Source organism: Kitasatospora griseola (genome assembly GCF_044999035.1).
Classification (GTDB): Bacteria; Actinomycetota; Actinomycetes; order Streptomycetales; family Streptomycetaceae; genus Kitasatospora; species Kitasatospora griseola.
On the sequence record NZ_CP173360.1, the window covers coordinates 243,662 to 266,740 of the forward strand.

The 23,079-nt window shown below is 73.0% G+C and carries 27 protein-coding genes; 9 read left to right on the forward strand and 18 right to left on the reverse strand.

The genetic code is table 11. The features are described 5' to 3' along the window. Positions 1–20: 20 nt before the first annotated feature. Positions 21–1,658: an alkaline phosphatase gene (locus tag ACI1MP_RS01200; protein ID WP_100584199.1), complete on the reverse strand. Its 1,638-nt coding sequence runs from the start codon at positions 1,656–1,658 to the stop codon at positions 21–23. A 136-nt stretch (positions 1,659–1,794) separates the two neighbouring features. Further along, positions 1,795–2,286, reverse strand: coding sequence for a DUF1877 family protein (locus ACI1MP_RS01205; protein WP_404867413.1), 492 nt, complete (start codon positions 2,284–2,286; stop codon positions 1,795–1,797). Between the two features lie 73 nt (positions 2,287–2,359). On the opposite strand from ACI1MP_RS01205, the gene ACI1MP_RS01210 reads away from it, so the two are divergent. Continuing rightward, positions 2,360–2,950 carry a hypothetical protein gene (locus tag ACI1MP_RS01210; protein WP_404867414.1) on the forward strand — a complete coding sequence of 197 codons (591 nt, stop codon included), beginning with the start codon at positions 2,360–2,362 and terminating at the stop codon, positions 2,948–2,950. Positions 2,951–3,136: 186 nt separating this feature from the next. On the opposite strand, the gene ACI1MP_RS01215 is transcribed toward ACI1MP_RS01210, so the two are convergent. Further along, the gene (locus tag ACI1MP_RS01215; protein ID WP_404867415.1) at positions 3,137–3,343 is read right to left on the reverse strand and encodes a hypothetical protein; all 207 of its coding nucleotides are present in this window, start codon (positions 3,341–3,343) and stop codon (positions 3,137–3,139) included. Positions 3,344–3,455: 112 nt separating this feature from the next. On the opposite strand from ACI1MP_RS01215, the gene ACI1MP_RS01220 reads away from it, so the two are divergent. After that, positions 3,456–4,256 carry a GNAT family N-acetyltransferase gene (locus ACI1MP_RS01220; protein WP_387998938.1) on the forward strand — a complete coding sequence of 267 codons (801 nt, stop codon included), beginning with the start codon at positions 3,456–3,458 and terminating at the stop codon, positions 4,254–4,256. Positions 4,257–4,371: 115 nt separating this feature from the next. On the opposite strand, the gene ACI1MP_RS01225 is transcribed toward ACI1MP_RS01220, so the two are convergent. Then, complete coding sequence (locus ACI1MP_RS01225) at positions 4,372–5,154, reverse strand: class I SAM-dependent methyltransferase (protein WP_387998936.1); 783 nt, start codon at positions 5,152–5,154, stop codon at positions 4,372–4,374. Positions 5,155–5,717: 563 nt separating this feature from the next. Between ACI1MP_RS01225 and ACI1MP_RS01230 the strand changes: the two genes are divergently transcribed. Continuing rightward, positions 5,718–6,329, forward strand: a complete 612-nt coding sequence (locus ACI1MP_RS01230) for a hypothetical protein (protein WP_404867416.1) — start codon at positions 5,718–5,720, stop codon at positions 6,327–6,329. 880 nt (positions 6,330–7,209) lie between these two features. Here the strand turns inward: ACI1MP_RS01230 and ACI1MP_RS01235 are convergent. Both ACI1MP_RS01235 and ACI1MP_RS01240 read right to left on the reverse strand, forming a co-directional pair. Beyond that, a complete protein-coding gene (locus ACI1MP_RS01235) occupies positions 7,210–8,037 on the reverse strand; it encodes a class I SAM-dependent methyltransferase (protein WP_404867417.1) in 828 nt (275 codons plus the stop codon). 22 nt (positions 8,038–8,059) lie between these two features. Then, positions 8,060–8,557: an FBP domain-containing protein gene (locus ACI1MP_RS01240; RefSeq protein ID WP_404867418.1), complete on the reverse strand. Its 498-nt coding sequence runs from the start codon at positions 8,555–8,557 to the stop codon at positions 8,060–8,062. A gap of 86 nt (positions 8,558–8,643) precedes the next feature. Here ACI1MP_RS01240 and ACI1MP_RS01245 point away from each other — a divergent pair, with 86 nt between their 5' ends. Next, positions 8,644–9,213: a TetR/AcrR family transcriptional regulator gene (locus tag ACI1MP_RS01245; RefSeq protein ID WP_404867419.1), complete on the forward strand. Its 570-nt coding sequence runs from the start codon at positions 8,644–8,646 to the stop codon at positions 9,211–9,213. 114 nt (positions 9,214–9,327) lie between these two features. On the opposite strand, the gene msrA is transcribed toward ACI1MP_RS01245, so the two are convergent. Then, positions 9,328–9,834 carry a peptide-methionine (S)-S-oxide reductase MsrA gene (msrA, locus tag ACI1MP_RS01250; RefSeq protein WP_404867420.1) on the reverse strand — a complete coding sequence of 169 codons (507 nt, stop codon included), beginning with the start codon at positions 9,832–9,834 and terminating at the stop codon, positions 9,328–9,330. Between the two features lie 210 nt (positions 9,835–10,044). Continuing rightward, positions 10,045–10,623 carry a YbaK/EbsC family protein gene (locus tag ACI1MP_RS01255; protein WP_404867421.1) on the reverse strand — a complete coding sequence of 193 codons (579 nt, stop codon included), beginning with the start codon at positions 10,621–10,623 and terminating at the stop codon, positions 10,045–10,047. A 146-nt stretch (positions 10,624–10,769) separates the two neighbouring features. Here ACI1MP_RS01255 and ACI1MP_RS01260 point away from each other — a divergent pair, with 146 nt between their 5' ends. Next, the gene (locus tag ACI1MP_RS01260) at positions 10,770–12,035 is read left to right on the forward strand and encodes a YhgE/Pip domain-containing protein (protein ID WP_404867422.1); all 1,266 of its coding nucleotides are present in this window, start codon (positions 10,770–10,772) and stop codon (positions 12,033–12,035) included. Positions 12,036–12,071: 36 nt separating this feature from the next. Here ACI1MP_RS01260 and ACI1MP_RS01265 read toward each other — a convergent pair whose 3' ends face one another. Continuing rightward, a complete protein-coding gene (locus tag ACI1MP_RS01265) occupies positions 12,072–12,641 on the reverse strand; it encodes a maleylpyruvate isomerase N-terminal domain-containing protein (protein WP_404867423.1) in 570 nt (189 codons plus the stop codon). Positions 12,642–12,684: 43 nt separating this feature from the next. Beyond that, positions 12,685–13,059 (reverse strand): VOC family protein, encoded by a 375-nt coding sequence (locus tag ACI1MP_RS01270; protein WP_404870748.1) that lies wholly within the window; start codon positions 13,057–13,059, stop codon positions 12,685–12,687. 285 nt (positions 13,060–13,344) lie between these two features. On the opposite strand from ACI1MP_RS01270, the gene ACI1MP_RS01275 reads away from it, so the two are divergent. Then, positions 13,345–14,070, forward strand: coding sequence for a class I SAM-dependent methyltransferase (locus ACI1MP_RS01275; protein WP_404867424.1), 726 nt, complete (start codon positions 13,345–13,347; stop codon positions 14,068–14,070). 105 nt (positions 14,071–14,175) lie between these two features. Here the strand turns inward: ACI1MP_RS01275 and ACI1MP_RS01280 are convergent, their stop codons facing one another. The 6 genes from ACI1MP_RS01280 to ACI1MP_RS01305 form a co-directional block, all read right to left on the reverse strand. Further along, complete coding sequence (locus ACI1MP_RS01280; protein ID WP_404867425.1) at positions 14,176–14,583, reverse strand: DUF6193 family natural product biosynthesis protein; 408 nt, start codon at positions 14,581–14,583, stop codon at positions 14,176–14,178. Positions 14,584–14,693: 110 nt separating this feature from the next. After that, entirely contained in the window at positions 14,694–15,464 is a 771-nt protein-coding gene (locus ACI1MP_RS01285) for a MerR family transcriptional regulator (RefSeq protein ID WP_380330866.1), read from the reverse strand. Beyond that, the gene (locus ACI1MP_RS01290; RefSeq protein WP_404867426.1) at positions 15,461–16,345 is read right to left on the reverse strand and encodes an alpha/beta fold hydrolase; all 885 of its coding nucleotides are present in this window, start codon (positions 16,343–16,345) and stop codon (positions 15,461–15,463) included. Before ACI1MP_RS01290 ends, ACI1MP_RS01285 begins: the two co-directional genes overlap by 4 nt. Positions 16,346–16,395: 50 nt before the next feature. Then, the gene (locus tag ACI1MP_RS01295) at positions 16,396–17,337 is read right to left on the reverse strand and encodes a sigma-70 family RNA polymerase sigma factor (protein WP_404867427.1); all 942 of its coding nucleotides are present in this window, start codon (positions 17,335–17,337) and stop codon (positions 16,396–16,398) included. Between the two features lie 10 nt (positions 17,338–17,347). Then, positions 17,348–18,562, reverse strand: coding sequence for an NAD(P)/FAD-dependent oxidoreductase (locus ACI1MP_RS01300; protein WP_404867428.1), 1,215 nt, complete (start codon positions 18,560–18,562; stop codon positions 17,348–17,350). A 79-nt stretch (positions 18,563–18,641) separates the two neighbouring features. Then, positions 18,642–19,526: a helix-turn-helix domain-containing protein gene (locus ACI1MP_RS01305; protein ID WP_404867429.1), complete on the reverse strand. Its 885-nt coding sequence runs from the start codon at positions 19,524–19,526 to the stop codon at positions 18,642–18,644. A 124-nt stretch (positions 19,527–19,650) separates the two neighbouring features. On the opposite strand from ACI1MP_RS01305, the gene ACI1MP_RS01310 reads away from it, so the two are divergent. After that, on the forward strand, positions 19,651–20,493 hold the full coding sequence (locus ACI1MP_RS01310) for an aldo/keto reductase (RefSeq protein ID WP_404867430.1): 843 nt from the start codon (positions 19,651–19,653) through the stop codon (positions 20,491–20,493). A 453-nt stretch (positions 20,494–20,946) separates the two neighbouring features. Here ACI1MP_RS01310 and ACI1MP_RS01315 read toward each other — a convergent pair whose 3' ends face one another. Beyond that, positions 20,947–21,111 (reverse strand): hypothetical protein, encoded by a 165-nt coding sequence (locus ACI1MP_RS01315; RefSeq protein WP_404867431.1) that lies wholly within the window; start codon positions 21,109–21,111, stop codon positions 20,947–20,949. A gap of 35 nt (positions 21,112–21,146) precedes the next feature. On the opposite strand from ACI1MP_RS01315, the gene ACI1MP_RS01320 reads away from it, so the two are divergent. Beyond that, entirely contained in the window at positions 21,147–21,857 is a 711-nt protein-coding gene (locus tag ACI1MP_RS01320) for a hypothetical protein (RefSeq protein ID WP_404867432.1), read from the forward strand. A gap of 15 nt (positions 21,858–21,872) precedes the next feature. Here the strand turns inward: ACI1MP_RS01320 and ACI1MP_RS01325 are convergent, their stop codons facing one another. After that, complete coding sequence (locus tag ACI1MP_RS01325) at positions 21,873–22,481, reverse strand: TetR/AcrR family transcriptional regulator (protein WP_404867433.1); 609 nt, start codon at positions 22,479–22,481, stop codon at positions 21,873–21,875. 109 nt (positions 22,482–22,590) lie between these two features. On the opposite strand from ACI1MP_RS01325, the gene ACI1MP_RS01330 reads away from it, so the two are divergent. After that, the gene (locus ACI1MP_RS01330; RefSeq protein WP_404867434.1) at positions 22,591–23,028 is read left to right on the forward strand and encodes a DUF4345 domain-containing protein; all 438 of its coding nucleotides are present in this window, start codon (positions 22,591–22,593) and stop codon (positions 23,026–23,028) included. Positions 23,029–23,079 lie beyond the last annotated feature (51 nt).

Consider the following 23,079-nt stretch of genomic DNA (forward strand, 5'->3'; position numbering starts at 1 on the left):
CGGACCGCCAGGGGCGCGGATCAGGCGGGCTTGACGCCCGGGTTGCCCGCCTCGGTGACGAAGGAGGCGGCGGTGAGCAGCGTGCCGTCGGGGCGGGTGATGTGGCTGACGGCCCGGTAGTCGGCGCGGGCCTGGTGGCGGTCGAGGGTGACCACGGTGTAGCCGCGCCGCCCGTCGTAGAACTTCATGTGCGGGTTGGCGGCGGTCAGGGTCGCCCAGTTGGACGGGTGGGCCGCGCCGTCGCCGTCGCTGCTGATCGAGGTGCCGACGAACTCGACGCCCACGGTGCGGGAGTTCGGGTCGTCGAAGTTCCGCTTGACGTCCAGCGCGTAGGCCACGTGCACGTCGCCGGTGAGCAGCACCAGGTTCTTCACGCCGGCCTGCTCGACGGCCGTCAGGAAGCGCTCGCGGGCGGCCGGGTAGCCGTCCCAGGCGTCCATGGACAGCTTGGAGCTGGCGGCGGTGGTGTTCTTGCGGCGGGAGAACACCACCTGCTGCGGCACCACGTTCCACACCGCCTTGGAGCGGCGCAGCCCGTCGGCGAACCAGCGCTCCTGGGCGGCGCCCATCAGGGTGCGCTTCGGGTCCTCGGACTCGGGCGTCGGGTACTGCCAGCCGTCGCCGTTGGCCTGGTCGTCCCGGTACTGGCGGGTGTCGAGGATGTCGAACTGCGCCAACTGCCCGTACTGGAAGCGGCGGTAGAGGGTCAGCTCGGTGCCGTTGGGCTTGGGCGTCCGCAGCGGCTGGTTCTCCCAGTAGGCGCGGTAGGCAGCGGCGCGGCGGGCGACGAACGGCGCCGGGTCCTGGTTCTTCTCGGGGATTCCGTTGGCGTAGTTGTTCTCCACCTCGTGGTCGTCCCAGGTGACGTACCACGGGTGCGCGGCGTGCGCGGCCTGCAGGTCGGGGTCGGTCTTGTAGAGCGAGTACCGCAGCCGGTAGTCCGCCAGCGTGGTGGTCTCGTGGTTGAGGTCCGCGGGCAGCACCCGGTCGGTGTACTGGCGGTCGCCGCCCACCGAGTCGATGCCGTACTCGTAGATGTAGTCGCCGACGTGGAACACCGCGTCCAGGTCCTCCTGCGCGAGGTGCCGGTAGGCGGTGAAGTAGCCGTCCTCGTACGCCTGGCAGGACACCAGCCCGATCCTGGTGCGGTCCAGCTTGCGGCCGTGCGAGGGCGCGGTCCGGGTGCGGGCGGCCGGGGTGCTCCACTGGCCGACGGTGAACCGGTACCAGTACTCGCGCCCCGCCTCCAGCCCGTCCACGTCCACGTGCACCGCCCAGTTGAACTCGGCGTGCGCCCGCGCGCTGCCGCGCCGCTCGACCCGCCGGAACCGCTCGTCCCGGGCGACCTCCCAGCCCACCTTCACGTTCCCCGCCGGCGGCATCCCCGCCCCCGGCTCCAACGGACGCGGCGCGAGCCTGGTCCACAGCACCACCGCGTCCGGCAGCGGATCACCGGACGCCACCCCCAGCGTGAACGGGTTCTCGGTGAGGGTGCGCGGCGCGAGCTCGTTCTCCTCGGCGTGCGCGCCGGGCAGATTGACGCCGAACGCGAGCGCGGCGGCGGCCGAGGTGACGGTCAGGAACCGCCGGCGGTCGAGCCGGGCGGCGGCGGCACGCAACTGCTGGTCGGGCGTGGGACGGTCGGCACTGCTGCTCATCGAACGGGCGCCTCTCACTGAACGGGTCGGTGTGCGAAGGAAATTCGAACCGTCCTGGTGGTCTGCCCGTGGTCATCGTCCCGGCAAACGAATGATCATTTGATGGCAAAGTCGTGAAGAGCCGCCCCGAGAACGCTCATTGATCGACCGTGAACACCACCGCCCGCCCCTCCTCGGCCGCCCGCCGGTAGAACTCCCGCAGATCCGGCAGGAAGCAGACCGTGTACGCCAGATCCTCCTCGCCGCGCACCCCCTGATACTCCTCGAACTCCAACTCCGCGTACCGCCTCCGCACCCACCCCTCGTCGACCCGCCCCAACGCACCCGCCACCGCCCGCACCTCCCCCGGCTCCACGTAACAGACCACGTAGTCCTCCCCCTCGTACATCGCCCGCCCGCCCAGAATCACGTGCGACAACGGGAACTCCCCGTTCCCGTACTCCAGCCGACCGTCCGTCAGACACCGGTGCAACGCATCCCACGCCTTGTCCACCTCACACACCCACGCCTCGTCCCACGCCTCCTCCACCTCCTCGACCAACGCCATCACCTCCCCGTCGCCACCACACCCCAACAGCCGCGCCCGCTCCCCCTCCGCCAACGCGAACAACACTCCCCGACCCGCCATCCCGACGCCTCCTCTCCGTTGCCGGGATTGAAGCCCAGGGCACTGACAGCGGCCACTGACAGGATCAACCCCCATGACGAACAGCGCAGGCCTCTCCCCGAACGGAATCCCGGGCTACGAGGGCGGTCCCCTCGCCCACCTCCCCGAACTCCTCGACGAACCCCTGTTCTGGCTGGGGCACCTCGCCTCCTGCGCACATGACGAGGAGGTCCAGGAACTCCTGCTCGACGCGGACTACGACGCCGCCGAGGACTTCCACCGCCGGCTGGTCGAACGCCCGGACTGGCCGACCTTCACCATCCCGTCCACCCTGGGCCGCCTGTACATCGTCTACCGCAACCTCGTGGGAGACATCGGGACCGACTACCTCCTCCAGCACCCCGACCGGACCCACGCCCACCTGCTCGCCACCGATGACGTCCACTCCCCCGGCCCCGGCCTCACCTGGCCCGAGCTGACCACCATCGCGGACAACGGCCCGCCCGGCGGCTCGACCACCGACCCCGACAGCCGCCTCCTCCTCCTGCTCCCCGCCATGCGCGACACCGCCATCCCCCCGACCGCCACCCCCCGCCTCGCCGCCGCCCTCCGCACCCACACCGCCGCCGAACACCCCGAACGCCTCGCAACCGCCCTGCTCCACCCCCGGGACCTGACCCGATGAGGCACCGAATCGCAGGCCTGCGCGGGGTCCGGTCACTTCCCGACACCAGGTGCTGCCGGAGCGCCCGAGGCCCCTGTGGCCGAACCGGCGAGAGTAAGAGGCGGTTCAACGCGTGACGCGCGCACGGTGTCCTGAGTAGGCCTCGCTGGATCCGGCGTTCGCATGGTTCCGTGCCGGCGGTGACCGTTACGCGGTCACCACGGGTATGCCGTCCGGGCCGTCGGTGAGCAGGGCCGCGATGTGGTCCGCGCAGTGGAGGGCCGCCGCGGCCATGGCGGTTCCGGTCATCCCGGCGACGTGCGGGGTCAGCAGCGCGTTCGGCAATCCGGAGAGCGGTGAGGCGAAGGCGGCGTGCCGCCGACGAGCCTCGACCGTCGACGAACGCGCGGGCATCCGCCGAGCGCCACCGGCGCACCGTCACAGGGACGCCGGGCTGTGTCACCGTCAGGTCTTGATCTTGCAACAGCGCCGTGCGGACACGCACCGTCCCCGTACGCTCCTCCGCATGAGCCTGTCAGTTGCTGATGTCGCCGCCGCAGGTGCGGCCTGGGTGTGGATGCCGGACGACGCCGAGGTCGTCGCCGACGAGGAGTACACGATCCTCCGGCTGCCCGACTATGTCGCCTTCGACCTCTCGGTGGTCTCCTTCACGCCGACTCGCCCGCTGGGTCAGGCCGTTGACGCAGTGGTGGAGCGGGCCCGCGCCTTCGGGCTGCCCACGCTCGACTGGCAGGTGCTGCTCGGCGACCCGGCGGGGCTGCCCGCCGAACTGGCCGCCCGTGGCGGGCAGGTGAAGATCGAACTGGAGATCGTGGCCGCCGACCTGAGCGAGGGCGCGCCGGCTCTCCGGCCTCCGACGGTGGACGTCTCGCTGCGCTGGGCCACGGACGTGGCGACGGCCCGGGACGGGCTCGCCATCGAGGCCGCCGGCTTCCGGGGTGAACTCCCGCCCGCCGAACGGATCGAGGCGGTCGCGGCCAGGAACGCGGAGACCGTCCCGGCCGGCCGCGGCGGTCTGATCGTCGCCTACGTGGACGGCGAGCCCGCCGGCACCGGCGGCGTGGCGATCGTGGACGGCGTGGCCCGGCTCTCGGGCGGCGTGGTGGCGCCGCACTGGCGCGGACGCGGGGTGTACCGGTCGATACTCGACGCCCGGCTGTCCTACGGAGTGGCGAACGGCGCGACGATGGCGCTGGTCAAGGCGAACCCGACCACGTCCGGCCCGATCCTGCGCAAGGCGGGCTTCACCGGCTTCGGCCCGGAGCCGGTCTACGCCGTCCCGCTGAACGGCGACCAGCCCCAGTAGTCCTCCAACTCCCGGGTAAACATGGGCACAAGGCCGGTTTCACGGGCTTCACCCCGGGAACCGGCCTGGCACACCCGTACCGACCCCGGCCGCCCGCAACCGTCCTGACGGCCCGTCACAGCCGCCGGGCCCGCAGCACGCCCGTCCGCATCGGCAGCACGAACTCGCCGTCGGCCGTCTCCGGTCGGCTCGCCAGGTAGGCGCGGGCCCGGTCCAGCCTCGACCGGCGTTCGGCTTCCGGCATGACCAGCATGCCCGCCTTGGTGCCGAGCGTGGCCACCAGCGACTCGGCGGTCCGGCGCTGGCCGTGCGGGAATTCGGCCTGTTCGGCCGCACCGAACCGGGCTGGCCCGCCGGACGGGGGCAGGTGGAGGGCGGCCGTCCCGGTGCGCCAGCTGGCGGGGACGTCGCGCGGGCCGATCGCCGCGCTCCCGCCGACCTCGGCGAGGCCGGCCACCCAGCCGACGCCGTCGTCGAACAGGTTCCAGAGGCCGGCCAGCACCCCGCCCGGGGCGAGCACCCGGGCGATCTCGGGGCCGGCCGCGTCCATGTCGAACCAGTGCATCGCGTTGCCGGACAGCACCGCGTCGAACGACCCGTCCGGCAGCGGAATCGACTCCGCACTGCCCGTCAGCGCCCGGACGTCCGGCAGCTCCCGGCGCAGCTCGGCCAGCATGGCCGGGTCGGGTTCGACGGCGACGACCTCGACGCCCGCCGCGAGCAGGCAGCCGGTGAGTTTGCCGGTGCCGGCCCCGAGGTCGAGCACCCGGCGGCCGGGGGCCGGGTCGAGCGCCCAGCGGACGGCCGCCGGGGCGTAGTCCGGGCGGTGTGCGGCGTAGGCGTCGGCGGCCGCGCCGAACGACTGCCGGTGCCGCAGGTGTTGGTCGCTCTCCGTCATCGCCTGTTTTCCCCTCACTGGATCGGACCTGGTCGGTCGCGGCCTTCGACGTCCGGCTCGCTGCGCCGGGCCGGGCGGTTCCGTCGACGCGGACGCAGATGCCGAAGACCCGGTCGTCGCTCGTCCAGCCGTTGACGCGGCCGCGGTTGTTGCTGATCTGCACGCGCCGCCGGGCCGGGTCGAGGGCGGAGACCAGGTGCAGGTACACGGTGCCGGCGACCCGGGCGAGCACGATGTCGCCGACCGTCAGCAGCGTGGGGTCCACCGGCGCGACGATCACCGGCTGCCGACTGCGGATCAGCGGCACCATCGACGAGCCGCTCGGCCGGAACTCCACGGTGGCCCCGCCGGCGACCCTGGCCGCCACAGCGTCCAAAGCTCCCATCCGTCGATCGTGTCGGCCCCGCTCGACACCCGTCCACGCAATTTCGGACCACCGGGCCCGCCCCTGGTCGCAGATCCGAGTACGGATACTCTGGCGGGCGGTGCATCGCACACGGAAGGATGCCCATCCGGGGGGACGGGCCGTCCGGGGCCCGCCACTGTCTTTTGGAGTTCTCGCCGTGAAGCGTCCCGTCCTGGTCCTCGCCGCCGCTCTCGCCACCACAGGGGCACTGACCGGCTGCGGCAGCACGCACGTGACCGGCTCCGGGTCGGCCCCGGCGCCGGACCCGCAGGTGTCGGCGAGCATCAGCAGGATGCAGCAGGAGGCGCAGGAGCGGTGGCAGCGCGAGATCGCCGAGGCGGACCTCGAGTTCCCCGAGGTGGCGAAGCTCTGCGCGGGGAAGTCCACCGTCCCGCCCACCCCGGTGGCCACCGCGGGCGGCGAGGGCGGGGCGAACCCGGAGAACTCCAAGTACGCGGAGAACCACGCCTACTTGCAGATGGCGACCCTGACGGAGAGTCAGCGCTGCCGCGGCGAGGCCCACGCGGCCCGGATCACGGCGGCCGCCGCGAAGAACACCCCCGCCGACGAGACCCAGGCCCGCACCCTGATGACCGGCCTCGCCTACCCCGGGGCCGTCCTCTCCGCCTACGGCGACGGCGTCCACTTCACCCTCGCCGTCCCCGGCTCGGGTGGCTGCCTCACCGGCGTGCTCTCCGGCACGGGCCGGATCGAGGTCCACGGCGCCTACCTCGAGGGCGGCTGCGAACGCCCGCGCGGCGGCCACTGATCCGGAGCCTGTTCCTCCCGTTCGCCGCGCGGCCCCTCGGAGTGCTCGGCGATCCACGGCAACGCGCCGGGCGAGATCCGCACGCCCTCGCCCTGCGCCTCCCGCGCAGCCAGCCGACGCAGCAACTCCGGCCGCTCCACCGGGAAGCACCACAGCCGCCACCGCGCCGAGCCCGACGACCAACCGCTTGTACTCGTCGCGCTCGGCGCGCGTCCCCAGCCCGTGGTCCAGCACCACCGACCGCCCGGCCCCCACGACTTCCACCAACTCCGCCCGGACTTCACCCACCACGCTCTCCAGCAGCGCCAGGTGCTCCGGCTCCGGACAGTCCACCCCGAGCCGCCCGTACCGCGCCACCACCCGCTCATCGACGGACAGCCGAACCACCCCTCCCGCTCCAACTCCCGCGCGAACGTGGTCCTCCCCGCCCCCGGCAACCCGGACAACGGATGCACCACCGGCTCCGATCCCCGCATGCCGGCCACGCTACGCTCCGGACAGCCCACACCCGCTCGGGGATTCGGAGCCCGGAGCGGGCCGAACAGAATGCGACGGACGACGAACTCCACGCCGCAGCACGCGGGTTGGCATGCCGATCCAGGTGGGCGACAAACGGGCCGACCTGCTCATCCAGTTCCTGGAACCCGGCCTCCGCCGCTTCTCCGAACTCCGCGCACCATCGCCCCCGAGGCGCTCACCGCCTCGCTCCGCACGCTGGAACGCGACGGCTTCGCCCTCGGCACCCCCAACCAGGCCCGACCCGCCACGTCGAGTACCTGCTGCCCATCCGCCTCGCCATCCTGGCCCCCGCACTCGGGCCGAGACCCACCTCGAAGAGCTCCTGACCGCTCGCGAAGCGGCCGACGGCACGGGCCTGACCTCAACGCCGCGCCGACACCAGCAGTGCGGCGTGCGGCAGCTCCAACTCGCCGTCCTCGGAACGGAATTCGGTGGCAAGCCGGTCGAACTCCCGCCGCGCCCCGGCCCGGACCTCCGGCGGCTGGTGGCGCAGGAGTTCGCCCAGGAATGCGACGCCGCCGGCCGGGCCGCCCCACCAGACCTCGCTGCTGGTCCGGTGGTTCCAGCGCAGCAGTCGGCCGTCCGGCTCCGCCAGTCCGGCGGTGGCGAGCAGGGCACGGAAGGCGGCGAGGTCGGTGACGGCTGCGAGTGCGGCGGGCGGGGCGGGCAGGTCGGCGGGGCGGGTGGCTCCGGCGGCTTCGAAGGCGCGGGCGAGCAGGGTCTGTCCGGGTGGGGCGGGGGCGGCCCAAGTGGTGAGGACGAGCCGTCCGCCGGGGCGGAGGACGCGGCGCAGTTCGGCGAGTGCCTCGTCCGGCCGTCCGACGTGGTTGAGGACGAAGTTGCCGACCACGGCGTCGAACGCGCCGTCGGGGAAGGGGAGTTCGGGGAGGGTCGCGACGCTCACCACCGCCTCGGGCGCGGCGCGCCGGGCTTCGGCGAGCATGCCCGGTTCGGCGTCCACGGCCGTGACGCGGGCTCCGCGGGCGCAGGCCGCCGCAGCGACGGTGCCCGTTCCGGTGCCGACGTCGAGCACCGTGCTGCCGGGCCGGACCTCGGCGGCGTCGAGCAGCGCGGGTACGGGGTGGGCGCAGAGTCGGGCGACGCTCGCGGCGTAGGCGGTGGCGCTCCGGGCCCAGATCCGGCGCTCCAACGCGTCGAACGCCTCGACGTCCACCTCGACCTGGCTCATGCCCGCTCCCTTCGACGACCCGTCAGCCCGTCTCCCCGCCCTGCACCTTGGCGAGGAAGCCTGCCAGATTCTCCCTCAACCGCTCGATCCGCTGCTCCCGCGTCAGCGACTCGTGGATCCGGGTGCCGGTCTCGCGCAGGCCGCGGACGTACAGCGGGCAGGCGAGGTCGCTGCACATGTAGGCGCCGACGGAGTTGCCCTGGCGCCCGGCGGGGCCGGCGAGCGGGGCGACCAGCAGGGAGACCCCGCCGGTGTGGGTGGTGACGCAGAGGGAGCAGATGCTGCGGCGGGGCTGCCAGGTGGCGGCGGACGAGCTGCGCAGGACGACGGCCTGCGGGCGGTCGTCGAGGACGGTGACCAGGTAGGCGCGGTCGGGGGCCTGCGGGTCGCGCCAGCCGAGGAAGTCCAGCTCGACCCAGGGCTGGTCGGCGAGCTCGCGGGGCAGGTTCAGTCGTTTCGCCTCGCCCTTGGAGCAGTTCAGGAACGCGGCGCGGATCTCGGACTCGGTAAGCTCTCTCACGAAACGCCACGTTAATTTGCCTAAATCGTTTAGGCAAATGGATAATCGTGGACGTACGGCACGAGAGAACAGCAGGAGGCGGTCCGGTGGCGCGTGCAGGTCTGTCGGCGGAGATCCTCACCAAGGCGGGCGCGGAGCTGGCCGACGAGGTGGGCTTCGACCAGGTCACGGTGACGGAGGTGGCGCGGCGCTTCGACGTGAAGGTGGCCAGCCTGTACTCGCACGTGAAGAGCTCGCAGGACCTCAAGGTGCGGATCGCCCTGCTGGCGCTGACCGAACTCGCCGACCGGGCCGCCGACGCGATCGCCGGACGGGCGGGCCGCGACGCGCTGGCCGCGTTCGCCGAGGCGTACCGCGGCTACGCCCGCGAGCACCCGGGGCGCTACCAGGCCACCCGGCTCCGGCTGGACCCGGAGACCGCCGCGGCCAGTGCGGCCCCCCGGCACGCCCAGCTGACCAGGGCGATCCTGCGCGGCTACCACCTGCCGGAGCCGGACCAGACGCACGCGGTGCGCCTGCTCGGCGGCGCCTTCCACGGCTACATCGAGCTGGAGGCCGCCGGGGGCTTCGCCCACACCCCGGTCGACCCGCAGGCGTCCTGGGACTGGATCGTCGACTCGCTGGACGCCCTGCTGCGCGCCCGCGCCGACCGCTGACCCACCCCGCCCGCAGGCACCCGCCCGCCGACGCCCGGCCACAAGCAGCGGCCGCCGACCGGGCGTACCCGGTCGACGGCCGCAGACGCTCCCCCGCCGAATCCCGACGAGCCGTCAGGCCCCGTCGCGCACCGGCAGCTTCCAGCCGGGCCGCGGGAAGTGGCAGGTGTAGCCGTTGGGGTAGTGCTCCAGGTAGTCCTGGTGCTCGGGCTCGGCCTCCCAGAAGTCGGCCACCGGCGTCACCTCGGTGACGACCTTTCCGGGCCACAGACCGCTCGCGTCGACGTCGGCGATGGTGTCGAGCGCGGTGGCGCGCTGCTGCTCGTCGCCGTAGAAGATCGCGGAGCGGTAGCTGCTGCCGATGTCGTTGCCCTGCCGGTCCACGGTGCTCGGGTCGTGGATCTGGAAGAAGTACTCCAGCAGCGTGCGGTAGCTGATCCGCTCCGGGTCGTAGACGATCTCCAGCGCCTCGGCGTGGCCGGGGTGGTTGCGGTAGGTGGCGTGCGCGTTCTCGCCGCCGGTGTAGCCGGTGCGGGTCGACTGGACGCCGGGGAGCTTGCGGATCAGGTCCTGCATGCCCCAGAAGCATCCGCCGGCCAGGACGGCCCGGTCCGTGGTCATCTCGTTCTCACTCCTCGCGTGGGGTGTCCGCACCCCTGGTGCGGTGCGTGGCCCGCCCGCCCGGGCGCCGCCCGGCGGGGACCATCCGGTCCAACCGCCGTCGCCCGCCCGGTGTTCCCGCCGCCCGGTGTTCCCGCGACCCGGTGTTCCCGCCGCCCGGTGTTCCCGCGACCCGGTGTTCCCGCCGCCCGGTGTTCCCGCCGCCCGGGATCAGCCGGCCAGCCCGTCCAGCACCTGCGCGCCGGGCAGTGCGGCCAGTGCCGCGCCGGGCAGGATCAGCTTGCCGCGCCGCCGTCCGCTGCCGATCAGCACCCACGGGGTGGCGGCGACGGCGGCGTCGATCAGCAGTGGCCAGTGCGCGGGCAGGCCGACGGGGGTGATGCCGCCGTACTCCATGCCGCTCCCGCCGACCGCGGTGTCCATCGGCGCGAACGAGGCCTTGCGCGCACCGAGGTGGCCGCGCACCGCCTTGTTGACGTCGAGCCGGGTGGTGGCCAGCACCACTCCGGCGGCCAGGGTGGTCTCGCCGCCGCGCTTGGCGGCGACCACCACGCAGTTCGCGGACGCCTCGACGGGGACGTCGTACGCGGCGCAGAACACGGCGGTGTCGGCGAGTTCCGGGTCGGTGTCCACGTACCGCACGGAGCGGGCGAGTTCGGCGTCCCACTGCTTCAGCGCCTCGGCCACCGGCCCGGCCAGTTCGGCAACGGCGTCCACCGCCCGCCGCACCTCGGGGAAGTTCCCGAACGGTGCCGTGACCTGCTCGTCCGTCGAAACCTGATCGTCCATGGTGCCCACCCTAGCGAACCGTTCGGGCTGGCCCGTTGGGGTGAGCGCCGCCGGTGTCGCGGCCGCCGAGACCCGACCGCGCCCTAGCCTCGTCGGAGGCCCCGGTCCGAGCGCCGGGAGGCCGTCGGGCGACTGGGCGGAGTGGCATGGCAACCGGAGTTCCCCCGCAGGCCCGCGCGGGGCAGGTGCTGCGCCGGTGGAAGCTGTGGCTGATCCCGGGGGTGCTGAGCGCGCTGGTGGCGCTGGTGCTCTCGCTGCTGTACATGGGCGGCATCCTGACCCCGTCGGAGCACCTGCACCGGATGCCGATCGCGCTGGTGGACGCGGATGCCGGCCCGCCGCTGCCGGGGCAGTCCGCGCCGCTGGGCGCGCAGGTGACGGACGCGGTCGCGGCGGGGACGCCGCCGGGCCAGGTGCAGTGGCAGCGGGTGAACCGCGCGCAGGCCCAGGAGCAGCTGGCCTCGGGCCGGGTGTACGGGGCGCTGGTGGTCCCGGAGGACTTCTCCCGCACGGTGGCCGCGCTGACGACCGACCAGGCCTCGGCCCGCCCGGTGCTGTTGGCGCTGACCAATCCGGGCACCGGCTCGCTGGCGTCCTCGCTGGCGAGCCAGATCACCCAGCAGGCGGCGCACCGGTCCTCGACGGAGATCGGCAGGCAGCTGACGGCCGCGGCGCCGAACGCCCCGGCGACGGCGCGGCTGCTGCTGGCCGACCCGGTGGACGTGCAGGTGCAGCAGGGGCATCCGATCGCCCGGCACACGGGGCTCGGCCTGAGCGCCTTCTACTACACGCTGCTGCTGGTGCTGGCCGGGTTCCTGAGCGCCAACCTGGTGCACAACGGGGTGGACACGGCGCTCGGCTACGCGGACAGCGAGATCGGGCCGTGGCACTCGCGCCGGCCGACGGTGCCGATCAACCGGACGCAGACCCTGCTGGTGAAGATGGGGATGACGGCGGGGCTGTCCGTCGTCACCACCACGATGATCATGCTGGCGACGATCGGCATCCTCGGCATGGACGCCCCGCACCTGCCGCTGCTCTGGGTGTTCTCGTTCGCCGCCTGCGTCACGGTGGGCCTGGGCGTGCAGGCGATCAACGCGGCCTTCGGCTCGCTCGGCCAGCTGGTGGCGATGTTCGTCTTCATCGCACTCGCCCTGCCGTCCTCCGGCGCGACGATCCCGCTCCAGGCCACCCCGTCCTTCTACCGCTTCCTCGGCGCGTTCGAGCCGATGCGGCAGGTCGCGGGCGGGGTGCGGGCGATCCTGTACTTCGACGCGCAGGCGGACGCGGGGCTGACCCGGGCCTGGGTGATGATCGCGGTGGGGTTCGTGGTGGCGCTGGTGTTCGGCTTCGCGATGACCTCCTACTACGACCGCAGGGGTCTCCACCGCATGGTCCCGACGCCCTCCTGACGATCCCGCCCTCACCCGCCGTCCCGCCCTGCCGGATCAGGCGGGCAGCGCCGCCTTCCAACCCCAGGACTCGCGCCGGGCCAGGCCCGGCAGTTCGCCGCGCCCGGTGCACCACAGCAGCACCCGGACCGGGTCGCCGGCCGGCGCGTCGGGGAACAGCCGGGCCAGCACGGCGGCGTACAGGGCGGGCGGCGGGGTCCGGTCGAGGCCGAGGCCGGTGGCGATGTCGTGGGTGTGCAGCAGGATCTCGGCGACGCCCATCGCGGCGAAGCCACTGGGGTCCGCCGGGCCCCAGTGCCAGGCCCGCACGGCGGGGTCGGCGGCGGCCAGCGCAAGAGCGAGGAGTTCGCCGCAGGCCAGCGCGATCTGCAGTGTGGTGGCGGGGTCGGTGCCCGGACGGACCGTCAGGTCGAAGGGCAGGTAGCGGTTGGCGGGGCGGGCCGCCAACTGGCCGGCGTAGGCGAGCAGGTCGTGGCCGATGTGCGCCAGGGTCTCCTGGCACGACCACTCCAGCCCGCCGGCCGGAACGCTCCAGTCGGCGTCCAGCTGCGGGGCGACGGTGAGTTGCAGCTCCGCGAGGGCTGCGCGCAGATCCTGATGGTCCATCGGCTCATCCTCGCATCCGCGCCGCCGACCGCCTGCACCGTTTCTACAAGTAGGGCCGGGTGATCAGTTCCAGGCCGTGGCCGGCCGGGTCGAGCAGGTAGACGCCGCGCCCGCCGTGCTCGGTGTTGGTCTCGCCGGGGCGCTTCATCTGCGGGTCGGCCCAGTGCGGGATCCCGCGCTCGCACAGCAGCGTGTAGGCACGGTCGAAGTGCTCGTCGTCGACCAGGAATGCGTAGTGGTGGCTCTGGATCTCCACCGGCGGCTCGGCGAACTGGAGCAGCACGCCGTCGGCCAGCGTCAGGTTGGTGAACGGCCCCCAGGACGGGGCCTGTTCGGCCTCCAGCAGCTCGCGGTAGAAGCGCGCGGAGGCGAGGCGGTCGGTGGCGGGGATGATGGTGTGGTTGAAAGCAGCGGGCATGGCTTCGGGTGAACCTCGTTCCGGGTCGGGGATGTTGAAGACGGCCTGGTCGGCCTGGGAGAAGAACTGCTCCCAGGACCGGGCGGCCCCCGAACCGGCGGGCACCCCGAGGGCGCCCGGGGCGGCGTCAGCCGCCCACCGGGTCACCGATCCGTGCGTGGCTCATGGCCGTTCCGGTGTTCACCCGCACACCGTATGCAACGCCCGTCCCGGCAGCAACGGGTTTTCCGGACTCCCGGCGAAAACCCGAGGTGCCCGACCTGCCGACGAACGTACCCTCGCCCCATGGCCGACGAGTGCTTCACCGATCCCCGACTGGCCGCGCTCTACGACGCGTTGGACCCGGACCGCTCCGACCTGCTCCCCTACCTCCGCCTGGCCGCCGAGCTCGACGCGCGCAGCGTCCTCGATCTGGGCTGCGGCACCGGCGTGTTCGCCCTGCTGCTCGCGGAGCGCGGCATCGAGGTGACGGGGGTGGACCCGGCGGCGGCGTCCGTCGCGGTGGCCCGGGCCAAGCCGGGCGGCGACGGCGTCCGCTGGATCTGCGGCGACGCGACCGAACTGCCCCCGCTGCAGGTCGACCTGGTCACCATGACGGCCAACGTCGCCCAGGCGATCACCGACCCCGCGCACTGGCTCGCCACCCTGCGGGGCGTCCACGCGGCGCTGCGCCCGGGCGGCCACCTGGTGTTCGAGACCCGCGACCCGTCCCGTCGCGCCTGGGAGAGCTGGACCCGCGACGCCACCCACCAGATCGCCGACCTGCCGGAGGTCGGCCGGGTGGAGGCCTGGCTGAGCCTGCTGGACGTCACCGGCCCGCTGGTGACCTTCCGTTCGCACTACGTCCTCGCCTCGGACGGAGCGCACCTCACCTCCGACTCCACGCTGCGCTTCCGCGAGCACGACGAGCTGGCCGCCGACCTTCGAGCCGCCGGCTTCGACCTCCGCGAGGTCCGCGACGCACCCGACCGCCCGGGCCGCGAGTTCGTCCTCCTGGCCCGCCGCCCCTGAGGGCCCGTCAGCCGGGCCTGTTCCGGCGCGAAGTCGGCCTCGTCCTCCGCGTCGGCGCGCTCCCGGACGGTGGTCCAGCCGTGGTACTCGAACATGCCGGGGAGGCTATCCGTCGGCCCACGGCCGCAACGGACTGCCCAGTGTCACCGGACCGAGGTCGGGCGGGAGTTCACGGACGGCGCACGCCACGGCCGCGCGCGCGCTGGCGAACCGGCCGAGGTTGGGGACGACGATGCCGGTGCCCACCTCGAACACGCCGTCGCCGTCCACCGACAGGACCGGTCCGACGACGGACATCGCGGGCCCGGTGGTGGTGGAGAAGCGCAGCGCCCAATGACTGGTGAAGGGATACAGGGCGTGCAGCGCCGGCTCGGCGTGCGCGGCTTCGATCAGCTGTCGGTAGGCCGCGGCCCAGGGCAGTTCCAGTGCGGCTGCCTCCGCGCGCAGGCGTTGCCAGGCGTGCTCCGCCAGTTGGGCGGCGGAGAGTTCGGCGGGGTTCGGTGAGTCGGGCACGGCGCCGATTGTTCCCGATCCGGGACGACCCGCGAACAGCGGAGCGCCCCGCCGCCCCGACCCGCAGGTCACGGGCCCCCTGGCGGGTCGGCTCGGTCGGCGGGCGGCCGTCAGGGCGGTTCGGCGCCGGCCGCGCGCAGCTTCTGCTCGATCAGCGCGGTGAGCCCGGCCCAGCCGGGGCGGTCGGCCTCCCCGTGGTGGGTGAGCAGGTCGCGCCGGGTGGCGGCGTCGTCCGTCTCCCGAAGGCCCGTCAAGGTGGGCAGCAGGGACGGGTCGGCGAGGAAGTGCCGGGCCATCTCCTCGGCGAGTTCCTCGATCCGGGGGTCGTCGGCGGGCCAGTTGCCGGCGCTCCAGGTGAGTTTGATCAGGGCGACGTGCCGGGGGTCGTCGAGGCCGTGCTCGATCTGCGCGAGGTAGTCGTCGAAGCCTTCCGGCATCAGGGCACGGACCAGGATCAAACCCTCCCGGGCGGTGGTCACGTCCTCGGCGGAGAAGCCCAGTCCGGGCATCCGGTCGAGGACGGCGCCCGCCCGGTCGGGCAGCAGCACCCGGTCGCCGGTGGTCAGGCGACGCAACGTGGCGCGGCGGGCGGTCAGTTCCTCGATCCGCCGGGTGAGGTTCTCCTCGACCTGGTCGAGCGCGGTCGTGAAGTCCGCTCCCTCGGCGTCCAGGATCGGGCCGATCTCGGCCAATGGGACGCCCGCCCCGGCCAGGGTGCGGACCTGGACCAGGCGCAGCAGTTCGGCGGTGCCGTAGCGCCGGTAGCCGGAGCTGTCGCGGCGGGGTTCCTCGACCAGGCCGCTGCGGTGGTAGACCCGGATGGTCTTCACCGTGATGCCGGCGAACGCGGCGGCCCGGCCGATGGTGATCCCGTCTGTCATTCCGTCAGAGAACCTCGCTGCGCGGCGTCCTGACAAACCCCGCCCCCGCGGACCCCGCGGACCTCGCGGACCTCGCAGACCTCGCGGACGGCGGTGGCGATCGCCCGGAAGTCCTTGCGCACGATGGTGGTGTGCTTGCTCGGCACGGTGGCGCTGACCTGCACGTGCGGATTGCGGGCGAGGATCGGGGCGAGGGTGGCGCGCATCGCCGTCAGCCCTTCCTCGGTGCCGCCGAGGCCGGCGCCGGAGGCCACCAGGAACCGCATGGGGAAGGTCACCAGGTCGAACACCGGGTCGCTGTCAGCGACGATCTCGTTCAGTTCGATGTTGATCTCGGCATGCTGTTCGGCGGACATCCGCGCGGCCAGGCCCAACGGCCGGACCAACGGCATGATCCACCCGAACTTCCGGAACATGGTGCGGATCTGCTCGCGATCGGCCTCCCGGCCGCCTTCGACGGTGGCCAGGTAGTCCCAGGGGTAGCCGCCGTCGACCATCACAGCGCCGACCGTCCGGTCCGGGTTGCGGGTGCTCCAGTGCAGGGCCAGTGCCGCGCCGTAGGACCAGCCGACCAGCAGCGGCCGCCGCACCCCGGTGGCGTCCAGTACGGCGTCGACGTCGCGCAGGCAGGCCGCGAACGAGTAGTCGGCGGACTGCTCCGAGCGGCCGCGGGCGCGTTCGTCGAAGGTGATGTGCCGGTAGCCGTCGCCGAGTTCGGCGATGACGTGCCGCCAGTTCCGCTGCGTGGCGTACGAGCCGTTGAGGTAGACCACGGGCTGCCCGGGGCCGCCGGTGTCGGTGACGGCCAGCGCCGTGTCCTCCACCGGAACCGGTCCGGACCAGGCAGCCTCGTGGGACGTCGGGTTCGCGTTCTCCGTCATGCCTTCAGCGTCGGGCTTGACCTCGGGTCAAGGTCAAGCCCGGCCTCCGGTCACCAGGCGGCGGCCACCGGCGGCACGACGTCGAGCCGCTGCCAGGCCGCGTCGACCCGGGCCAGCCGGTCCGCCGAGGCGATTCCGCACAGGCGGGCGACCTTGCCGTCGCGCAGTTCCAGCACCACGGCGCCCCGCACCCGGCCGTTGACCACCGCGACCACCGCCGGCGCCCCGTTGACCTGCGCGATGTGCAGCACGGGCGCACCGCCGGCCAGCCGGATCTTGGCAGGGGTGGGCCGGAAGCCGGCCCGCGCGGCCGTGGCGATCTGCTCCCGACCGGTGAACCGCAGCAGCCGCTTCGCCAGCCCGGCGCCGTCCGAGACCATGGTGGCGTCGTCGGTGAGCATCGCGACCAGCTGGTCGACCCGCCCGGAGGTGGCGGCGCTCAGGAACTCCTCGACGACCCGGCGCGCGGCCGCCGGGTCGGTCTCCGCGCCGCCGCCGCGGTGTTCGGCGGCGACCCGGCGGCGGGCCCGGTGGACGTGCTGCTGGCTCGCGGCCTCGCTGATGTCGAGCATCCCGGCGATCTCGGCGTGCCGGTAGGAGAACGCCTCGCGCAGCACGTACGCGGCCCGTTCGACCGGCGCGAGTCGCTGCATCACCGTCAGCACCGCCAGCGACACCGACTCGCGCTGTTCGAAGGTGTCGGCGGGGCCGAGCATCGGATCGCCCTGCAGAAGCGGTTCGGGCAGCGGGTCGCCGACGGCCCGCTCGTGCCGGGCGCGGGCCGAACGGAGCTGGTCCAGGCAGAGGTTGGTGACCACCCGGGTCAACCACGCCTCGGGCACCTCGATGCGGTCGCGGTCGGCGGCCTGCCAGCGCAGGAACGCGTCCTGCACGGCGTCCTCGGCATCGGCGGCCGAGCCCAGCAGACGGTACGCCAGCGAGGCCAGCCGGCCCCGGCTGGCCTCGAAGCGGTCGACGGCGACGCTGTCCATGCACAACAACTTAGGCGGCGCTCCGCACGGAGTTCGGCGCGGGGGCCTGCGTGGGGCTCTGCGCGGGGACGGCCGTCAGGTGGCGCCTGCGCTTGGGCAGGCCGTAGGTCGGGTGGGCGATGGTCCACACGGAGCCCTTCAGGACGCCCGCCTTGAACTGCACCGCGGTCCGGCCGCCCAGGTACCAGGACTTGGAGCGGACCTCGCCGTCCACCATCTGCACGAGCGCGTCCCGCTGCCCGAGGCTGATGTGGTTGCCGTAGTACTTCAGCCCGGAGACCGGGACCTCACGGCCCGTCAGCCGCGCGATGATCGCGGAGGTGGCCTGGAGGGCGGTGAGGCCGGCCGACGCGCAGGACATCGGCAGCGGGCGGCCGTTCACGCCGATCGCGTGGGCGCTGTCCCCGGCCACGTAGATGTCGGGGTGCGAGACGGAGCGCATGGTGCGGTCGACCGTGATCCGGCCGTCCGCCGCGACCTCCAGGCCGCTCGCCGCAGCCAGCGGATTCACGGCGAAGCCGGCCGTCCAGACGGTGACTTCGGCGGGCAGCGCGCTGCCGCCGGCGGCGATCGCCCGGCCGGGTTCGACGGCCTCGACGGCGGTGTGCTCGTGGACGGTGATGCCGAGCCGCGCGTAGGACCGGCGCAGGTACCGGCGGGCCTTCGGGGAGAGCCAGGTGCCGAGTTCGCCGCGGGCGGCGAGTGCCACCTTCAGGTCGGGACGGGCCTCGGCGATCTCGGCGGCGGTCTCGATGCCGGTCAGGCCCTCCCCCACCACCAGCACGGTGCCGCCCGCGCCCAGCTCGGCCAGCCGTTCGCGCAGCCGCACCGCCGAGGGCAGGCCGGCGACGTCGTACCCGTGCTCGGCCACACCGGGGACGCCGTGCCGGTCCACGGCGCTGCCGAGCGCGTACAGCAGGGTGTCGTACTCGAGTTCGTCGTCGCCGTCCTCGCCGGTGACGGCGACGGTCCGGCGCTCGGGGTCCAGGCCGGTGACGCGGGCCACCCGCACCCGCACGCCGGTGTCCGCGAACATCTCGGTGAGCGGGCGGAGTTCGACCCGGTGGCCGCTGGCGAGCTGGTGCATCCGCATCCGCTCGACGAACTCGGGGGCGGCGTTGACCACGGTGATCTCGATGTCGTCGGCGGACAGCCGGCGGGCCAGGTTTCCGGCGGCGAAGGCTCCGGCGTAGCCGGCGCCGAGGACGACGATGCGGTGCCTCATGAGGGTGCTCCTTCTGGTTCGCGTGCCCTCTGAACGGGGCGGCGCACCGATTGCTGACAGCACCCCGATGTGACGCCGCTCACCCCGACGGCGCGTCGAGCCGCTGCTCCCGACCGGCCGTTGCGGACCAACTGGCGAGCAGGGTGAGCGCGTCGGTGGCGGCGCTGCCCGGCGCGGCGCTGTAGACGACCACGCTCAGCCCGTCCTCGCCCGGGAGCAGCATGCTCTCGTGGTCGAGCTCCAGCTCACCGACCACCGGGTGCCGGAAGCGTTTGACGCCCTGCCGGAAGACGTGCACGTCACGGGCACCCCACAGGCTGCGGAACTCCTCGCTGCGGGTGGACAGTTCACCGATCAGCCGGATCAGCTCCGGATCGTGCGGGTTCTTGCCCGCCGCGACCCGCAGCACTCCGACCGCGTCGCGCGTGACGCGTTCCCGGTCGACGTAGAACCGGCGGGAGGCGGGGTCGAGGAAGGCGAAGCGGGCGGTGTTCGGCGAACGGGTGGGGTCGGCGAACATCGGGGCGAACAGCGCCCGGCCGAGCGGGTTGGCGGCCAGCGTGTCGAGGCGGTCGTTGGTCACGAAGGCCGGCAGGTCCGACATGCCCTCGATGATCCGCCGCACGCTCGGCCGCACCACCGACGCAGCATCACCTCGCGCTGCCCGTCCGCGAGTTGCCGAGCCGCCGGCGGCGCGGGCCAGGTCGTACAGGTGCATGCGTTCGGTGTCGTCCAGGCGCAGCGCCAGCGCGACGGCGTCCAGGACACTGCCGGAGACGCCCTTCAGGTTGCCGCGCTCCAGCCGGGTGTAGTACTCGACGCTGACGCCGGCGAGCATCGCGACCTCGCCGCGGCGCAGCCCCGCCACCCGCCGCAGGCCGTACACCGGCAGCCCCGCCTGCTCGGGGGTGATCCGGTCGCGGCGGGAGCGCAGGAACGCGGCGGCTTCTTCCCGGTTGTCCATGCCCGCCAGCCTAGGCAGCCCCCGCCCGCGGTGGGGGTCCCTGCCAGTACCCCTCACGACGCGGCCTCCCACCGCACGGCTGCCCGGAGTTGGCTGAGCCGCACCACCGAACCGAGGAGAGACGATGGAATTCATCACCCTGAACAACGGCGTGCAGCTGCCCGGCATCGGCCTGGGCGTCTTCCGGATGACCGACGAGGAGGTCGCCCGGACCGTCCCCGCCGCGCTCGACGCCGGCTACCGGCTGATCGACACGGCGTCCCGCTACTACAACGAGAAGGCCGTCGGCGCGGCCCTGCGGTCCCACGGCATTCCGCGCGAAGAGGTGTTCGTGACCACCAAGCTGTGGTTCAAGGACTACGGCTACGAGAAGACCAGGCGGGCGTTCGAGGTCTCCCTCGACAACCTGGGCCTCGACCACCTCGACCTGTATCTGATGCACCAGCCGTTCAACGACTACTACGGGGCCTGGCGGGCCATGGAGGAACTCCTCGACGAGGGCCGCGTCCGGGCCATCGGCGTCTCCAACCTCTACTCCGACCGCTACCTCGACCTGATCACTCATCACCGCGTCGTGCCCGCGGTCAACCAGCGCGAGGTCCACCCGTTCCACCAGCAGGACGAGGCCAAGGCCGTGCAGGACCGGCACGGCACCGTCCTCCAGGCCTGGGGCCCACTCGCCCAGGGCAACCCCGACCTGTACTCCCACCCCGTCCTCCAGCACATCGCCGCCACCCACGGCCGGTCGATCCCGCAGATCGTGCTGCGCTGGCTGCTCCAGCGCGGCATCCCCCTGGTCGCCAAGAGCACCGACCCCGCACGGCTGCGCCAGAACCTCGCCGTCTTCGACTTCCGGCTCACCGCCGACGAGATGACCGCCATCGCCCAACTCGACCGCGGCCGCCCCGGCCTGGGCTTCACCCACCAGGACCCGCGGATGCTCGAACTCCTCCTGAAGTACGCGTAGCACCAACTCGCTTGCTGTGCGGCGCGGCTCTTCGATAGGGTCGAAGGTTTTCCACTGCGACCGACCGACGTGACCGATCGAGGAACGGAGCCTCACCGGTGTACTACTGGGAGCCGCCGGCCACCGCCTCGCCGGTTGATCGCCGAGCACCCTCAACCGGACAGCTTCGGCGGGTGCCGGGAAGACTGCACCGGCGCAACCGGTCCGTTCTGCGGCGCCGACACCGAGGGCAGACGACCGGTCCGCGAGGACACGCCCCTCCACCTCGCCCACGACGACGACCACGAGCCGCTGGGCAAGCGGGAGTTCCTCCACCTCCGGGCGGCCCCACCTGGCGCACACCCACGACCTGCCGAGCGGCCGCGTCTCCGATTCGCGGCGGTCTCGCCGTGGACGGCGACGAGCACGGGACCGTCCCGGCGGTACGCGAGCGGCGGCAGGACCGCGGCCGGATCAGCGCACGGGCCGGCCCGGTCGCCACCGCCGGTCGGACGCCCGGGGCGGGTACGCGCCGCACCACCGGGACGCCCCCGCGGACTTCACGCCCGCCTCGTCCACCTCGGCCACGGGCTGGAAGAGCACCTGCCCGGCCACCTCCTCCGGCTCGCCGAGCGACACACCACCGCCACCGACTCCCCTACCCGGGAACCTCCATGACGCCGAATCACCAGTCCCGACCGACCCCGCCCGACACCCTCCTCGCCGGGTGGTTCGTGGCCGTCCCCGAGCGGGTGACGGGCGGGAACCTGCCCCCGACCGAGCGACTGACCACCGCCTCCGCCTGCCTGATCGACCAACTTCCCGAGGACGACAGCTGGTTCGCCACCGCCGAGGAGGCCCGCGCGGCCTGCGCGCTGCTCCCGATACCGGCCGCGGCCCGCCTGTACGCCCTGCTGATCCCCGCCGACCACGCCGCCGGCTTCGTCGCCGACATCCGCGCCTCCGGCATGCACGAACCGGCCCTGCTCTCCTGCCTCGACGAGAACCGCTCCGAACCCGCCCCGCAGCCGACCGAAGGCGGGACCGAACTCGGCTGGGAGGTGATCGGCTATGACATGGGATGGGTGCACACCTGGCTCTGCAACGACCTCTACTCCGACGCCGTTCGCGAGCTCGGGGTGCACACCGACGAACGCGGTCTGCTCCCCGACCGCCACTCCGCCGAACGCCTCGCCGCCTGGGCCAACGCCCGCAACGACACCAAGCCCGTCACCTGGGTACCGGCCCGACTGATCGAGTGGGACACCCCGCTGGAAGGCCTCCCCGCACCTGCCGCCGGCGCCCGCAACGTCCCCGCATCGCCGTCCCGACTGCGCGGCCTCTTCCGCCGCTCGGCGGAGCTGGGTACGGCCGGCCCGCCGTGACCTCTCCGCGCATGCTCAGCGCGGCCAGTCCGGAGCGGGGTCCTGGTCGAGCAGCGGCCTGATCGCGCCCAGCACCGCGCCGATGCACACGTCGCGCAGTTCGACCCGGGTGCAGTTCGGTTCGATCAGCCAGTCGACGCAAAGGACTTGGACGAACACCAGCCAACTCTTCAGGACTCCCGACACGGCCTCCCGGGTCCGACCGTCGGTGGGCGGGAGCACGCCGAGCAGCCGCTCGCGCAGGGCGTCGAGCTCGTCGGCCATGATCGTCTGAACCAGCCGGTCGCCGGCCAGCACCCGGTTCGCCGCCAGCACGGTGTTGCGGTTCTCCGCGAAGTACTCGATGTGCGCGTCCAGCCCCTCGGTGAGCTGCTCGACCAGCGAGTCGGCAGGGTCGAACCGGGTCTTGGCGAGGAGCTGCTCGGCGACCTGCTGGTACAGCGCCGCGAACAGGTCGCGCTTGCTCGGAAAGTGCCGGTAGAGCAGCGCACGGGAGACACCGGCGCGCTCGGCGACATGCTCCATGAGCACCTCGTCGTACGCGTGCGCGGCAAAGAACTGCGCGGCGACGGCAAGAAGTTGGGCGCGACGGTCGGCCGGACTGAGTCGTTGACGGGGAGGCATTCGGTCATGCTACTTGACGCGCGTCTACTAACGGCGCGTAGCCTGACACCACTGGTTGACACATGTCTACTAGCACCGATCGGCGCTACTGACCGGGGGTGGCGCTGTCATGACCAAGGTCAAGGCACTGCGGGGGCTCATGCTGGCCATGGGGTACGTCTGCACGGCGATCGGACTGTTCCACGTCCTGCTCGGCAACGCCGCGATCCCCGGCGAGAGTTCGGCCGACGCGACCGTGGACAGCCTCGGCCGGTTCTTCGGCGCGGTCTTCGCCGGATACGGCCTCGCCTGGCTCCACGCGGCCCGACAGACTCCGATCCGCGCGACTTCCGTACGCCTGCTGGCCGGCATCCTGCTACTGGGCGCCGTCGGGCGGATCCTCTCACTCGCCGTTCACGGCTGGCCGCACTGGTTCCAAGTGGTCCTGACCGTCAGCGAACTGGCCTTGCCGCCCCTGTTCCTCCGGCTCGCCCGCGCCGCCGAACAGCCGCCCCGACCGGCCGGAACCGACCCCCTGCACCTCGACGAATCCGCCCCTGGCCTCTGACAGCGGCTCGCCCCCTCCCGCTCGACCAGCCTCCCCCGGGGCCGAGACGAA

Excerpts from the sequence above, each read along its gene's own strand:
- ACI1MP_RS01200 (WP_100584199.1), bottom strand. The coding sequence starts at position 1,658 with ATGAGCAGCAGTGCCGACCGTCCCACGCCCGACCAGCAGTTGCGTGCC.
- ACI1MP_RS01205 (WP_404867413.1), bottom strand. The coding sequence starts at position 2,286 with ATGGCGGGTCGGGGAGTGTTGTTCGCGTTGGCGGAGGGGGAGCGGGCG.
- ACI1MP_RS01210 (WP_404867414.1), top strand. The coding sequence starts at position 2,360 with ATGACGAACAGCGCAGGCCTCTCCCCGAACGGAATCCCGGGCTACGAG.
- ACI1MP_RS01215 (WP_404867415.1), bottom strand. The coding sequence starts at position 3,343 with ATGCCCGCGCGTTCGTCGACGGTCGAGGCTCGTCGGCGGCACGCCGCC.
- ACI1MP_RS01220 (WP_387998938.1), top strand. The coding sequence starts at position 3,456 with ATGAGCCTGTCAGTTGCTGATGTCGCCGCCGCAGGTGCGGCCTGGGTG.
- ACI1MP_RS01225 (WP_387998936.1), bottom strand. The coding sequence starts at position 5,154 with ATGACGGAGAGCGACCAACACCTGCGGCACCGGCAGTCGTTCGGCGCG.
- ACI1MP_RS01235 (WP_404867417.1), bottom strand. The coding sequence starts at position 8,037 with ATGAGCCAGGTCGAGGTGGACGTCGAGGCGTTCGACGCGTTGGAGCGC.
- msrA (WP_404867420.1), bottom strand. The coding sequence starts at position 9,834 with ATGACCACGGACCGGGCCGTCCTGGCCGGCGGATGCTTCTGGGGCATG.
- ACI1MP_RS01255 (WP_404867421.1), bottom strand. The coding sequence starts at position 10,623 with ATGGACGATCAGGTTTCGACGGACGAGCAGGTCACGGCACCGTTCGGG.
- ACI1MP_RS01260 (WP_404867422.1), top strand. The coding sequence starts at position 10,770 with ATGGCAACCGGAGTTCCCCCGCAGGCCCGCGCGGGGCAGGTGCTGCGC.
- ACI1MP_RS01265 (WP_404867423.1), bottom strand. The coding sequence starts at position 12,641 with ATGGACCATCAGGATCTGCGCGCAGCCCTCGCGGAGCTGCAACTCACC.
- ACI1MP_RS01270 (WP_404870748.1), bottom strand. The coding sequence starts at position 13,059 with ATGCCCGCTGCTTTCAACCACACCATCATCCCCGCCACCGACCGCCTC.
- ACI1MP_RS01275 (WP_404867424.1), top strand. The coding sequence starts at position 13,345 with ATGGCCGACGAGTGCTTCACCGATCCCCGACTGGCCGCGCTCTACGAC.
- ACI1MP_RS01285 (WP_380330866.1), bottom strand. The coding sequence starts at position 15,464 with ATGACAGACGGGATCACCATCGGCCGGGCCGCCGCGTTCGCCGGCATC.
- ACI1MP_RS01290 (WP_404867426.1), bottom strand. The coding sequence starts at position 16,345 with ATGACGGAGAACGCGAACCCGACGTCCCACGAGGCTGCCTGGTCCGGA.
- ACI1MP_RS01295 (WP_404867427.1), bottom strand. The coding sequence starts at position 17,337 with ATGGACAGCGTCGCCGTCGACCGCTTCGAGGCCAGCCGGGGCCGGCTG.
- ACI1MP_RS01300 (WP_404867428.1), bottom strand. The coding sequence starts at position 18,562 with ATGAGGCACCGCATCGTCGTCCTCGGCGCCGGCTACGCCGGAGCCTTC.
- ACI1MP_RS01305 (WP_404867429.1), bottom strand. The coding sequence starts at position 19,526 with ATGGACAACCGGGAAGAAGCCGCCGCGTTCCTGCGCTCCCGCCGCGAC.
- ACI1MP_RS01310 (WP_404867430.1), top strand. The coding sequence starts at position 19,651 with ATGGAATTCATCACCCTGAACAACGGCGTGCAGCTGCCCGGCATCGGC.
- ACI1MP_RS01320 (WP_404867432.1), top strand. The coding sequence starts at position 21,147 with ATGACGCCGAATCACCAGTCCCGACCGACCCCGCCCGACACCCTCCTC.
- ACI1MP_RS01325 (WP_404867433.1), bottom strand. The coding sequence starts at position 22,481 with ATGCCTCCCCGTCAACGACTCAGTCCGGCCGACCGTCGCGCCCAACTT.
- ACI1MP_RS01330 (WP_404867434.1), top strand. The coding sequence starts at position 22,591 with ATGACCAAGGTCAAGGCACTGCGGGGGCTCATGCTGGCCATGGGGTAC.